Source organism: Archangium sp. (genome assembly GCF_036277355.1).
In the GTDB taxonomy this organism is placed as follows: Bacteria; Myxococcota; Myxococcia; order Myxococcales; family Myxococcaceae; genus Archangium.
The window spans coordinates 1-12,697 of record NZ_DASUNC010000071.1; the positions used below are offsets into that span (position 1 = coordinate 1).

The 12,697-nt window shown below is 69.4% G+C and carries 9 protein-coding genes; 4 read left to right on the forward strand and 5 right to left on the reverse strand.

Annotation, left to right across the window (positions count from 1 at the left end; translation table 11 throughout):
* Positions 1-134 precede the first annotated feature (134 nt).
* Positions 135-863, reverse strand: a complete 729-nt coding sequence (locus VFZ09_RS18665; protein WP_414640717.1) for a class I SAM-dependent methyltransferase — start codon at positions 861-863, stop codon at positions 135-137.
* A 269-nt stretch (positions 864-1,132) separates the two neighbouring features.
* On the opposite strand from VFZ09_RS18665, the gene VFZ09_RS18670 reads away from it, so the two are divergent.
* Entirely contained in the window at positions 1,133-2,338 is a 1,206-nt protein-coding gene (locus VFZ09_RS18670) for a saccharopine dehydrogenase family protein (protein ID WP_329728954.1), read from the forward strand.
* Positions 2,339-2,399: 61 nt separating this feature from the next.
* Here VFZ09_RS18670 and VFZ09_RS18675 read toward each other — a convergent pair whose 3' ends face one another.
* Complete coding sequence (locus tag VFZ09_RS18675) at positions 2,400-4,397, reverse strand: serine/threonine-protein kinase (RefSeq protein ID WP_329728955.1); 1,998 nt, start codon at positions 4,395-4,397, stop codon at positions 2,400-2,402.
* 258 nt (positions 4,398-4,655) lie between these two features.
* On the opposite strand from VFZ09_RS18675, the gene lspA reads away from it, so the two are divergent.
* On the forward strand, positions 4,656-5,147 hold the full coding sequence (lspA, locus tag VFZ09_RS18680; protein ID WP_329728956.1) for a signal peptidase II: 492 nt from the start codon (positions 4,656-4,658) through the stop codon (positions 5,145-5,147).
* A gap of 111 nt (positions 5,148-5,258) precedes the next feature.
* Here the strand turns inward: lspA and VFZ09_RS18685 are convergent, their stop codons facing one another.
* From VFZ09_RS18685 to VFZ09_RS18695, 3 genes are all read right to left on the reverse strand, one after another.
* On the reverse strand, positions 5,259-8,393 hold the full coding sequence (locus VFZ09_RS18685; RefSeq protein WP_329728957.1) for an efflux RND transporter permease subunit: 3,135 nt from the start codon (positions 8,391-8,393) through the stop codon (positions 5,259-5,261).
* Positions 8,394-8,404: 11 nt separating this feature from the next.
* Positions 8,405-9,592: an efflux RND transporter periplasmic adaptor subunit gene (locus tag VFZ09_RS18690; RefSeq protein WP_329728958.1), complete on the reverse strand. Its 1,188-nt coding sequence runs from the start codon at positions 9,590-9,592 to the stop codon at positions 8,405-8,407.
* Between the two features lie 147 nt (positions 9,593-9,739).
* Positions 9,740-10,882, reverse strand: coding sequence for a cystathionine gamma-synthase (locus VFZ09_RS18695; RefSeq protein WP_329728959.1), 1,143 nt, complete (start codon positions 10,880-10,882; stop codon positions 9,740-9,742).
* 134 nt (positions 10,883-11,016) lie between these two features.
* Here VFZ09_RS18695 and VFZ09_RS18700 point away from each other — a divergent pair, with 134 nt between their 5' ends.
* Together VFZ09_RS18700 and VFZ09_RS18705 are read left to right on the forward strand one after the other, a co-directional pair.
* Positions 11,017-11,991 (forward strand): class I SAM-dependent methyltransferase, encoded by a 975-nt coding sequence (locus VFZ09_RS18700; protein WP_329728960.1) that lies wholly within the window; start codon positions 11,017-11,019, stop codon positions 11,989-11,991.
* Positions 11,992-12,000: 9 nt separating this feature from the next.
* A complete protein-coding gene (locus tag VFZ09_RS18705; RefSeq protein ID WP_329728961.1) occupies positions 12,001-12,693 on the forward strand; it encodes a hypothetical protein in 693 nt (230 codons plus the stop codon).
* The last annotated feature ends 4 nt before the right edge of the window (positions 12,694-12,697 follow it).

Genomic DNA, 12,697 nt, shown 5'->3' on the forward strand with positions numbered 1-12,697 from the left:
CTCGACGCCAGCTGGCCCGAGTACAACCGCCTCTACGCCCACCCCTTCACCTGGTCCTGGACTCGCGCCAAGATGCACTCGTGGGTGGACCGGCACCTGTCCTGACTATGTTGAAAAACTTGTCGGACAGTCCACTAGGGCCGGTACTCGTGAATCCACACGCGCTCGAGGCCCCAGGTGAAGAGGACCCGGTGGCTCGACAGGCGCACGAAGTCCTCCGCCTCGATGGGGTGCAGCACCGTGAGCACGCGCGTGCCGGGCGCACAGGTGCGCAAGCGCGCCACCAGCCGGGCCTTCGTCTCCGGGGTGAGCGCCAGCCAGTTGGTGAAGACGTGGGTGGCCTCCGACACGTCCGCCTGGGCCGCGTCCCCCTGCTCCAGCGTGATGCCGGCGGGCGCCAGCCAGTGCGCCATGCGCGTCACATGCTCGGCCAGCAACTCCACGCCCCTCGCCTCCGCCCCGAGCCACCGCGCCGCGAGCAGCACCCTCCCCCTCCCCGCCCCCAGGTCCACCAGTCGGCTGCCCGGGCCCACGCCCGCGCGCCGGAACACCCAGAGGGCCGACATGAGGGGCGTCTCCCCGTAGATGAGCTCGCGCATGCGCTGGCCCGTGGCCCGCAGCGCGAGCACCACCTCGAAGGAACGCCGGGCCCGGTAGGGCGAGCGCAACCGCTCGGAAAGCCACAGGCCCACATAGGGCCGCACCAGCGCGGGACGCCCCACCAGCAACACCGCGTCCGTCAGCCGGGTGATGAGCCCGAGCACCATCGCCCACAGCTGCACGGCGAGGCGCTGGAAGAACGGAAGCTCGAACGCCGCCAGGTCCTCCTCATCCTCCTTCTGGCTGGGGCGTGCGGGGGCCACGCATGCCATTCAACCCCATCCCCGCCAGCGGTGGAACCGCTGGCCTCCGCGCTCGATCGGATGGAGCACAACGCCGAGGCCCGCGCCCACAAGACCCGCGAGCCCCTGGGTGCCGGGGAGCGGTGGCTCCGGCCGGGGTACTGCTTCCTGGGTTGCCTGGCGTGGAGGAGATCCGGCCAGCCCTTCCATCGCATGCCCATCCCGTTCGGCCTTCCCATTGCCAGACACCCGCGGAGTCTCCAATCGTAGGGAGTGGCGGGGAGGCCATCATGAAGACAGACACCCTTCTCATCCTGGGGGGCTATGGCAACACGGGCCAGTCCATCGCGCGGCTGCTGCTGAAGGAGACGGATTGCCATGTGGTGCTCGCCGGCCGCGACCTGGCCAGGGCCGAGGCCATGGCCCGGGCGCTTGCTTCCAAGCATGGAAGCGAGCGCGTCTCCGCCGTGAGAGCCGATGCGGCGGATCCCTCCAGCCTGCGTCAGGCCATGGAGGGCTGCCGTCTGGCCGTCGTGGCCTCCAGCACGCCGGCATACGCCGGGCAGGTGGCCCGGGCCGCGCTCGACACGGGGACGGACTACCTGGACGTGCAGGTCTCGACGGCCAAGCTCGGCGCCTTGAGCGCCCTGGAGGAAGACATCCGCCGGGCGGGCCGCTGCTTCATCACCGATGGCGGCTTCCATCCCGGCCTGCCCGCCGTCCTCGTGCGCTACGCCGGCTCGCGCTTCGAGCACCTCACGCGGGCGGAGGTGGGCAGCGTCATCCGGGTCGAATGGGCCCGGCTGGATATCGGCGCGACCGCCATCGAGGAGCTCGTGGGGCTGGCGGGTTCCCAGATACTGGAGTTCCAGAAGGGCACCTGGCGGCCGGCACGCTGGACGGCCATGTGGACGCCGCGCACCATGGACTTCGGCCCGGTATTCGGCCGCCAGTACTGCGTGCCCATGTTCCTGGAGGAGATGCGCTCGCTGCCCGAGCTGTACCCGGGCCTGCGGCGGGTCGGTTTCTACGTCGGCGGCTTGAACTGGTTCGTGGACTGGGTGGTCTTCCCGCTGGCATGGCTGGCGATGCGCGTGTGGCCGCGGCGTGCGCTCCGCCCCATGGCCAGGCTGATGCATTGGGGGCTGTGCCGCTTCTCCAGGCCCCCCTATGGCACGCTGCTCAAGTTGGAGGCGGACGGCCTCGTACGGGGCACGGCGCGGCACCTCGAGCTCACGCTCTCCCATGCCGATGCCTACGAGCTCACGGCCATTCCCGTGGTGGCGTGCCTGCTGCAATACCTGGACGGCACCGCCCGCCGGCCGGGGCTCTGGCTGCAAGCGCACGTGGCCGAGCCGGAGCGGATGCTCCGGGACATGGAACGGATGGGAGTGGCCATCTCGTTGGTGGAGCCGGTCCCCGGCCGCGAGCGGACCGCCGAGGAGCACTGGGCGCAGACGCCCGCGCATTCCGTCACCCCCTCGGGCCCGGCCTGAGAGGCCTCGGACCGGGCCGCTGGGGGACTGACTAGAGCTTGCCCCCGGCAGAAAGCCCGCGTCACACACGAAGGGCCTCCGCGCCCAGGCACGCAAGGGCAGGCCCGTCTTCCGGTTGTCCCAGCTCCCCCAGCAGGCGGCCCAGACTCATCACCGCGCGCAACTCGAAGAGGCCCGCCCCCTGCTTCGCGGCGACGACGATGGCGCGCATGAGGGAAATCCTCGCCTGACGGTGCTTCCCCTGCGCTCGCAGCAGCTCTCCCCGCAGGCGGAGCAGCTCCGCCTCGAAGAAGCGCTCGCCCATGGACCGCAGCTCCCTCAGGCCCTCGCCCCGTAGCCGGGCCCGCAGTGTCTCCAGGCGCCGGGACGGAGACTCCTCCGGGCTGAAGTGAGCCACCTCCTGGAGCAGCTCGACCATGGGGTGGAGGACGCGGATGCTGGCGCGGAACCAGCACTGCACCCGCAGCAGGCGGACCGGCTCCCGGGACACCCGCTCGCACAGCTCCTGGATGAGGCGGGACTTGCCGATGCCCGCCTCGCCGCTCAGCAGGAAGAAGGCCCCCTGCCCGCGCCGGGCCCGCGCCCAGTAGTCCAGCAACCGCCCCAGCGCCCGCTCCCGTCCCACCAGCGGCGAGAGACGCCCGGCCACGCGCGTCCGCTCGAAGCGCGAGCCCACCTTCCTCTCGCGGCCCACGCGGTGGACGTGCATGTGGACGCTCCCCGACAACCCCTCGAAGGTACGGGACCCGAGCGGCTCGGTCTCGAAGGCGGTGCGCACCCGCTTGTAGACCGTGTCGCCGATGACCACTTCACCGGCCCGGGCCTGTCTGGCGAGACACACGGCCACCTTCGGGGCGTCGCCCTGAACCACCGGCCCACCTGCCCGCGATTCCGGCGAACGCAGGCCCACCGCCATCTGGCCGGTGTGGATGCCCGCCCTCACGGACAGCCCGGAGAGGGACAGCTGCGGCAGCTTGCGCGGGAGGGTGTCGCGCAACGTCCGGGTGAGCTGGAGCCCCACGCGCACCGCACGCTCCGAGTCGTCCTCTCGGGCCCGAGGACAGCCGAACCACGCCAGCACCGAGCCGCCCATGGACAGGGCCATGGTGCCTCCGTGCTGCTCGATGGTTTCCGCGCAGGTCTCCTGGAAGGCCGCTTCCAGCTCACCCAGCGCCTCCACCTCTCGAGGCACCTCCGGCCGGCGCGCGCGCACCGGAGGAACGGGCTCCGGGGAGGGCACCCAGGCCCGCAGCTCGGCCACGGTGGTGCCCGGGAAGGGCAGCCTGCCGGTGAGCAGCTCGTGGAGCACCACCCCGGCCGCCCACACATCGGTGCGCGCATCCTGGGGCTCGCCCCGCCACTGCTCCGGTGCCATGTAGGCGGGCGTTCCAGAGATGTCCAACCCTGGCCCGCGCTCGAGGCTGGCCGGCGCGAGGTGCGACAGCCCGAAGTCCAGCAGCTTCACCACCCCCTGCCGGGTGAGGAAGACATTCCGGGGCTTGAGGTCACGGTGGATGAGGTGGCGCTCATGCGCGTGCGCCAGGCCCGCGGTGATGCCGTCCAGGAGCTCCAGCGCGCGCCCGACGTCCACGGGCCCCCGCCTCAGCAGCGTGGCGAGTGATTCGCCCTCCAGGCACTCCATCACCAGGAAGGGGCGGCGTGGCTCCCCGGGGCCTCTGGCCCATTCGGTGACATCGAAGATCCGGATGATGTTCTCGTGGTCCAGCCGGGCGACCGCGCGAGCCTCCCGCAGCACCTCCTGCTCGACCCCCGCCCCGGCCAGGAGGAACTTGAGCGCCACCTCCCGGTGTAGCAGCTCGTCCCGGGCGCGGAACACCTGGCCCATCCCCCCTCCCCCCATCCACGTGAGGATGACGTACCGGCGGCCATCCAGGCCTCCCAGCCTGTCCCCGGGAACCGGCATCAGCGGTGGCGGCGGCGCGGGCGCGAGCAGCTCCACGAGGAATGAGTCCGTGCACCCGGCTTCCTCGAGAAGGGACCCATCTCCGCTCGTGGGAGGGCTTCCATGCCCGTCCGGCCAGGAGCCATCCTTGCTCATCGCCGTGCCTCCTCTCCTTTCTGCAGCATGACCCCCCCTGTGGGAGGTGGAAGGAGTTGCACGGAGTTGTGATGGGGAGGCCCGCCCAGGGAGGAAGCTCGAACGCCGCCAGGCCCTCCGCATGCCATTCAACCCCATCCCCCCAGCGGCGGAACTGTGAGCAGTTCGATGACTCGAGCCCACCGCCTGGATGGGAGGGGGCGCGTCTGGCATCCTCGGGGGATGAATCCATCGGCTCGTCGGTATCGACTCACGCTCGTGTCGCTGGTCCTCGCGGGGACGGTGGGCTGCGATCAGGCCACCAAGCAACTGGCCATCTCGCAGCTCCGAGACGAATCCACCCGGAGCTTCCTGGGCGGGCTCCTGCGGCTCACCTTCGCCGAGAATCCCGGCGCCTTCCTGAGCCTCGGCGGCAATCTTTCTCACTCCCTGCGATTCTGGCTGTTCATCGCGACGGTGGGCGTGCTCCTCCTCGGTACGCTGGTCTACCTCGTGATGAGCCGCCGGCTCGGACCGCTCCAGTCCGCGGCGCTCGCCCTGATCGTCGGAGGTGGACTGAGCAACTGGTTCGACCGTCTGGTGAACGACGGACGCGTCGTGGACTTCATGAACCTCGGCATCGGCTCCCTGCGCACGGGCATCTTCAACGTGGCGGACGTGGCCCTCATGCTCGGCGCTGGACTGCTGATCCTGGCCGGGCGGCGAGCCAACCTCCCTGGCGAACGCCAGGGGGATTTGGGCCGGGGATGACACGAAGCGCGAGGCCCTCGGCCGGGATTCGAACCCGGGTACTTCCGATACCCTCACCCCGTCCCTCTCCCGGGGGGAGAGGGGACATTGGGCGAAGTGATGCGCCCCCGTTCAATTCGTGGCTTCGGGGAGACGCACCTCTCCGGTGGCCACGGGCCTCGGGCTGAGCAGCTTCATGATGAAGACGTAGAAGACCGGCACGAAGATCACCGCGAGCACCGTGGCGGACAGCATTCCCCCGAGCACTCCCGTGCCAATGGCTCGCTGGCTGGCGGCGCCGGGCCCGGTCGCGATGGCGAGCGGAACCACGCCCAGCGTGAAGGCCAGCGACGTCATGAGGATGGGACGGAAGCGCAGCTGCGCGGCCTCGATCGCCGCGTCCAGCAGCGGCCTGCCCTGCTCCCGCAGCTCCTTGGCGAACTCGATGATCAGGATGGCGTTCTTCGCCGACAGGCCGATGATCGTGATGAGTCCCACCTTGAAATACACATCGTTGTCCATGCCCCGGAGCATGACGGCCAGCACCGACCCGAGCACTCCCAGGGGAACGACGAGCAACACGGCCAGGGGAATGGACCAGCTCTCGTAGAGGGCGGCCAGGCACAGGAACACGAACAACATGGACAGGGCGATCAGGAACGGCGCCTGCGAGCCCGACTGGATCTCCTGCAGGGATTGCCCCGTCCAGTCGTAACCGAACCCGCGCGGGAGCTGGCTCGCCAGGCGCTCCATCTCCTGGAGGGCTTCACCGCTCGAACGGCCGGGCGCCGCGTTGCCGCCGATGCGGGCCGAGGGGTAGCCGTTGTAGCCGATGACCTGCGAGGGCCCCATCCGCCAGTCCACCGTGGCGAAGGCGGAGAGTGGCACCAGGCTCCCCTCGCGGTTGCGCACGTCGAGCGCGAGGAGATCCTCCGTCTGCATGCGCCGGCTCCCCTCCGCCTGGATGATCACCCGCTGCATCCGGCCCGCGTTGGGAAAGTCATTGGAGTAGGCCGAGCCCAGGTTGGTGGACAGGGTCTCGTTGATCTCCGCGAACGTGATTCCGAGCGCACTGGCCTTCTCGCGATCGATGCGCAGCTCCACCTGCGGCGAGCTCTCCAGCCCCTCGAACGCCACGCCGGAGAGGATGGGGCTCTGGGCGGCGGCCGCCACCAGTTGATTCCTCGCGGCGGTGAGCGCCTCATGCCCCAGACCCGCCCGGTCTTCCAGCCGGAAGGCGAAGCCCCCCGTGGTTCCCAGTCCCTCGATGGGGGGAGGCGCGAACGCGAAGATGAAGGCATCCCGCACCGCCGAGAGCGCCCCGTTCACCCGCGCGGCGATGGCACCGGCGCTGTCCTTCGCTCCTCGCTCCGACCAGGGCTTCAGCGTCGCGAAGCTCAAGGCCGCGTTCTGTCCCTGGCCGTAGAAGCTGAATCCCAGGATGGCCACGACCCGCTCCACGCCCGGCTCCGCCAGCAGCGTCTTCTCCATCTGGACCACCGCGTCCAGCGTCCGGTTGACCGTGGCCTCCGCGGGCCCCTGCACCCCGAGGATGATGAAGCCCTTGTCCTCGCTCGGAATGAAGGACGAGGGGAGCTGGACGAACAGCCAGCCGAGGGCCGCGAACACCGCGGCGTAGACGACCATGAACCGGCCGGCGCGATGCAGGGTGCGGCCCACGAACCCACGGTAGGCCTGGGACGTGCGCTCGAAGCCGCGGTTGAACCAGCCGAAGAACCCCGTGCTCGCGTGCACGTGCCCCCGGGTGACGGGCTTCAGGAAGCTCGCGCAGAGCGCCGGCGTCAGCGACAGGGCGAGCAGCGCCGAGAACAGGATGGACACCACCATGGTCAGCGAGAACTGCTTGTAGATGACGCCGACGGAGCCGGGGAAGAAGCCCATGGGCACGAAGACGGCGCTGAGCACCAGCGTGATGCCGATGACGGCGCCGGTGATCTGCTTCATGGCCTTCTGCGTGGCCTCGCGCGGAGACAGGCCCTCCTCGCTCATGATGCGCTCCACGTTCTCGATCACCACGATGGCGTCATCCACGAGGATGCCGATCGCGAGCACCATGGCGAACATGGTGAGCACGTTGATGGAGAAGCCCATGGCGAACAGCACCGCGCAGGTGCCGAGCAGGGCGATGGGAACGACGAGCGTGGGAATGAGCGTGTAGCGGATGTTCTGGAGGAACAGGAACATCACCAGGAAGACCAGCAGCACCGCCTCGGCGAGCGTCTGGAGGACCTTCTGGATGGACACGCCCACGAACGGGGCCGTGTCATAGGGAATGTCGTAGGCGATGCCCGGTGGGAAGAACCGGGACAGCTCCTCCATCTTCGCGCGGATCGCCGTCGAGGTCTCGAGGGCATTGCCCGTGGGAGACAACTGGATGCCGATGGCCGCGCTCGGCTGGCCATTGAGCCGGGAGGAGAGGGTATAGCTCTGCCCGCCCAGCTCCACACGGGCCACGTCCCGCAGGCGCACGGAGGAGCCATCCGTGTTCGCGCGAAGCACGATGGCGCCGAACTCCTCCGGCGAGGTCAACTGGCCCCTCACCAGCACGGTCGCCGCGACCTTCTGGGTCGCCGGTCCGGGGGGAGCGCCGAGCGAGCCCGCCGCGACCTGGGCGTTCTGCGCGCGAATGGCGTTCATCACGTCCTGGGTGGTGAGGCCCACGCCCCGCAGCCGGAGGGGATCCACCCAGATGCGCATGGCGCGCTCGAAGGAGAAGGGCTGCGCCCGGCCCACGCCCGGGATGCGCCGCAACTCATTGACCACGTTGCGCGAGACGTAATCCCCCAGGCCGAGCTCGTCGATGGCGCCGTCCGTGGAGCGCAACGTCACCAGCATGAGGAAGCCACTGCCCGCTTCCTCGATCTGCAGGCCCTGCTGCGTCACGACGAGCGGCAACCGGGGCTCGACCCGTTTGACCCGGTTCTGGAGCTCCACGGCGGCCAGGGCGGGATCCGTCCCCGGCTCGAAGGTCGCGGTGATGGTGACCGCGCCCGTCGCCTCACTGGTCGACTCGAAGTAGAGCAACGACTTCGTGCCGTTGAGCTCCTCCTCGATGATGCGCGTGACGCTCTGGTAGAGGTCCTCGGGCGACGCACCCGGATAGTAGGTGGAGATGGTGAGCTGCGGCGGCGCCACGGTGGGGTACTGCGACACCGGCAGGTTGGGGATGGCGAGCACGCCCGCCATGATGATGAACAGCGCGATGACCCAGGCGAAGATGGGCCTGTCGATGAAGAAACGAGGCATGGCGGTGGGCCCTATCGAGGCTGGGTGGGGTGGAGGCCGGCGCCAGGCACGCTCCAGGCCACGGGCTTGACCGGCGAGCCCGCGCCGAACTTCTGGAAGCCCTCGACGATGACCTGATCTCCCGCCTTCAGGCCTTCCTGGACCACCGCCTGCTCCTGGTAGACGCGCGAGACGCGCACCGGACGCACCTCGGCGGTGCCGTTGCCCGCGACCACGAAGACCTGGGACTTGCCCGAGGTGTCGCGCTGGATGGCCTGCTGGGGCACCACGAGCGCCTCGCCCTGGGTGCCCTGCTCGACGCGTCCCCGCACGTACATGCCAGGAAGGAGCTCGCCCTCCGGATTGGGGAACTCACCGCGCAGCGTCACCTGGCCGCTGCCAGGGTCCACCGCCACGTCCGAGAAGAGCAGCCGCCCCGGCTTCTCATAGAGGGAGCCATCGTCGAGGACCAGCTGGACGTTCGCCTGCTCGGGCGTGCTGCCCTGGATGCGCCCGTCCTTGACGGCCTGGCGCAGGCGGCGCAGCTCCATCGCCGGCTGGGTGAAGTCCACGTAGACCGGATCCAACTGCTGGATGAGCGCGAGCGCCGTGGGATCTCCCGCGCTCACGAGCGCGCCTTCCGTCACCAGCGCCCGGCCGATCCGTCCCGCGATGGGCGCGCGGATCGTCGAGTACTCCAGGTGGAGCTCCGCGCGGCGCACCGCCGCCTTGGCCGCCGCCACATCGGCCTCGGCACGCCGGAGGGCCGCCTGGAGCGTCTCGTGCTGCTCCTGGGTGACGACACCGTTGGCCAGCAGCTTCTCGCCCCGCTCCGCCTGCTGGAGCGCCTCCGCGGCCGTCACCTCGGCCTTCGCCAACACGGCCTTCGCGCTGGCACGCTCGACCTCGTACATGGATGCGTCGAGCTTGAAGAGCACATCCCCCGCCTTCACGCTGCCTCCCTGCCGGAAGACGCGCTCGACGATGATGCCGGACACGCGCGGACGCACCTCGGCGCTCCGCGTCGGAGCGATTCGCCCCGGCAATTCATCGAGCACCGGAATGCTCGAGGGTTGCACCGTGACAGTGCCCACCTCCACGGCCGGAGGCGCGGCGGACGGAGGAGGCGCTTCGGATGGCTTGTCGCAGGCCGCGCCCCCCAGGAAAGACACGAGGGCGAGGGCGGAGAAGAGGGGCGTCCGGTTTCGAGCGGGGTGCATGAAGACGTTCCTGGACCGGCCACTCAGCGGCTCGCGGTCAGGCGGGAAGGTTCGGTATTTGGAAGGGGACCCCTTCGTACTACAGAGGTCACTTCGGAAGGAACCTCCACGCTTGGAACACAAAGGGCTCCCGGATTCGAACCCGGCTCAGGCCACGTCGAGCGCCTGCTTCAGGTCATCCACCAGGTCCTGCGCGTCCTCGATGCCCACCGACAGCCGGATGAGCCCGTCCGAGATGCCCAGCAGCTCGCGCGTCTCCTTGGGCACCGACGCGTGCGTCATGATCGCCGGGTGCTCGATGAGCGACTCCACGCCACCGAGCGACTCGGCGCACGCGAAGATCTTCACCGTCTTGAGGAACTTGCGCGCCGCCTCCAGCCCGCCCTTGATGTCGAAGGTCATCATCCCGCCGAAGCCCTTCATCTGCTTGCGCGCCAGCGCGTGCTGGGGATGGCTCTCCAGGCCCGGGTAGGTCACCTTCTGCACCTTCGGGTGCGTGGCCAGGAACTGCGCCACCTTCAGCGCGTTCTGCGCGTGGCGCTCCATGCGCACGCCCAGCGTCTTCACGCCGCGCAGCACCAGGAAGCAGTCCATCGGGCCCGGCACGCCGCCCACCGCGTTCTGCAGGAAGTACATCTTCTGCGCCAGCTCGTCGTTGCTGGTGCACACGAAGCCACCCACCACGTCGCTGTGGCCGTTGATGTACTTCGTCGTCGAGTGCGTCACCACGTCGAACCCCAGGTCCATCGGACGCTGGAAGTACGGCGTCATGAACGTGTTGTCGCACACCGACAGGATGTTCCGCTTCTTCGCCGTCTCCGCGATGCGCGCCAGATCGATCAGCTTGAGCATCGGGTTGGTGGGCGACTCCACCCACACCATCTTCGTCTTCGGGGTGATGGCCTTCTCGAAGTTGTCCGGGTTGGACAGGTCCACCCACGAGAAGCTCAGCCCGTGGCGGCGGAAGACCTTGTCGAAGATGCGGAAGGTGCCGCCGTACACGTCGTCGGACACCACCACGTGGTCCCCGGACTCCAGCATGTGCATCAACATGTCCGAGCCCGCCAGACCCGAGGCGAACGCGAGGCCATGCTTCGCCCCCTCGAGCGCCGCCAGACAGTCCTGGAGCGCGTTGCGGGTGGGGTTCTGGGTCCGGCTGTACTCGAAGCCCTTGTGCTCCCCGGGGCCCGCCTGGACGTAGGTGGAGGTCAGGTAGACCGGCGTCATGATGGCGCCCGTCGTGGGATCCGGCTCCTGGCCGGCATGAATCGCGAGGGTGTCGAAGCGCATGGCCGGGGGCCTATCACACTCCCCTTCCCCCCGGGAATGTCGGCCCGGGCCCGTCCGCCCGTCCGGAAGACTTGCTCCCCGGCGGGGACTCGGAGAAGAGAGGGCCGCGGTCGTACCGGAGAGGACAGGCAGTCATGACGCAGGGCAGCGGAACGGCGGTGGGGATGTTCGAGAACCGCCTGCGCAAGAACGTGAAGCACTTCCGCAAGTGGGCCAAGGCCCGCGGGCTCACCGCCTTCCGCGTGTACGACCGGGACGTCCCCGAGTACACCTACGCGGTGGACCTCTACGCGGACCATGTGCACCTGGTGGAGTACCCCCGCCGCCGGGCCCTCAAGAGCCTGGAGGAGCAGCGGGCCGAGGTGCTCGCCGCCGTGACGGCGGTGCTCGAGGTGCCCCCCGAGCGCGTCCACGTGAAGACGCACCTGCCCCAGCCCTGGGGCCGCTCGCAGTACGGCCGGGTCGGCGAGGGCACCGAGCGCCTCGTGGTGGAGGAGCAGGGGCTGAAGTTCTGGGTGAACCTCGGCGACTACCTCGACACCGGCCTCTTCATGGACCACCGGCTCACGCGCGCCCGCGTGCGCGACGAGGCCAAGGGGAAGAGCTTCCTCAACCTCTTCTGCTACACCGGCGCCTTCACCGTGTACGCCGCCGCGGGCGGAGCCTCGCGCACCCTGAGTGTGGATTTGTCCAACACCTACCTGGACTGGGCCGAGGAGAACCTCGCGCTCAACGGGCTGTCGGCTCCGCGCCACACCCTGCTGCGCGCCGATGCCATGGCCTGGGTGCAGGACCAGCGCCAGGACCCCGAGCAGACCTTCGATCTGGTGGTGTGTGATCCGCCCTCATTCTCCACCTCGAAGAAGATGCAGGGCTCGTTCAACGTGCAGCGCGACCACGTGCGCCTGCTGGAGGGCATCCGCGAGCTGCTCAACCCCGGCGGCGTCCTCTACTTCTCCACCAACTTCCTGGGCTTCGAGCTGAAGGACTCCGCCGTCCGCGGCTACGAGGGAGTGGAGGAGCTCACCCCCGGCTCCATCCCCGAGGACTTCCAGCGCCAGGAGATCCACCGCTGCTGGCGCATGGTGGCGCCTCCCCGGGTGGGATAGATCGGAGCCATGCTCGCCGCCCTCTCCGTGCTCGCCCTGCTGCTCTCAGCGACCCCTCCCGTCCAGGTGACCGCGCTCGCCGTGGACGTGGACTTCGTCTGCCGCTCCCCGAGCACCCAGAGCCTCATCCTCCCTCCCAAGGCCCAGGCCCAGCTCGAGGTCCCCAAGGACTGTCCCGATGCCCGCGCCGACTGGCGCATCTCCGTCGACTGCGCCGGCGAGAAGCGCTGCTCCGGCGACATCCGCACCCGGGAGGCCGTCATCGCTCGCATCGAGGGCTCGCGGAAGCTGCTCACCGTCACCCCCGTCTCCGAGCAGCACCCCCAGACCCTGGACTTCCTGGCCGTGCGCATCACCGGCCAGCACTCGCTCGCGCTGGAGGCTCCCCTCGAGCACCAACCCCCCGTGCAGCTGTTGCTCCAGCTTCCCGCGGTCACCGGCGTCTACTCCCTCTCGCCCTCCAAGCCGGAGCCGCTCCTGCTGGATTTCGAGCACCGCGGCAAGCGCCTGCGGCTGTACGCCAGCGCCACCCGCACGGATGCCACCCATGTCCGGCTCCAGCTGTGGAACGCTCGGAAGGAGCTGCTGCTGGATGCGAATCTCGAGATGGACAAGCCCCGCGAGCTCGAGTGCCAGCGGCTCGAGGACATCTGCGAGGGCGTCATGAAGTTCTGGGTCCGCGAGTACCAGCGCGTCCTCTGAGGGG

Coding starts and splice junctions, on each gene's coding strand:
- VFZ09_RS18700 (WP_329728960.1), top strand. CDS start 11,017: ATGACGCAGGGCAGCGGAACGGCGGTGGGGATGTTCGAGAACCGCCTG.
- VFZ09_RS18695 (WP_329728959.1), bottom strand. CDS start 10,882: ATGCGCTTCGACACCCTCGCGATTCATGCCGGCCAGGAGCCGGATCCC.
- VFZ09_RS18670 (WP_329728954.1), top strand. CDS start 1,133: ATGAAGACAGACACCCTTCTCATCCTGGGGGGCTATGGCAACACGGGC.
- VFZ09_RS18705 (WP_329728961.1), top strand. CDS start 12,001: ATGCTCGCCGCCCTCTCCGTGCTCGCCCTGCTGCTCTCAGCGACCCCT.
- VFZ09_RS18685 (WP_329728957.1), bottom strand. CDS start 8,393: ATGCCTCGTTTCTTCATCGACAGGCCCATCTTCGCCTGGGTCATCGCG.
- VFZ09_RS18690 (WP_329728958.1), bottom strand. CDS start 9,592: ATGCACCCCGCTCGAAACCGGACGCCCCTCTTCTCCGCCCTCGCCCTC.
- VFZ09_RS18675 (WP_329728955.1), bottom strand. CDS start 4,397: ATGAGCAAGGATGGCTCCTGGCCGGACGGGCATGGAAGCCCTCCCACG.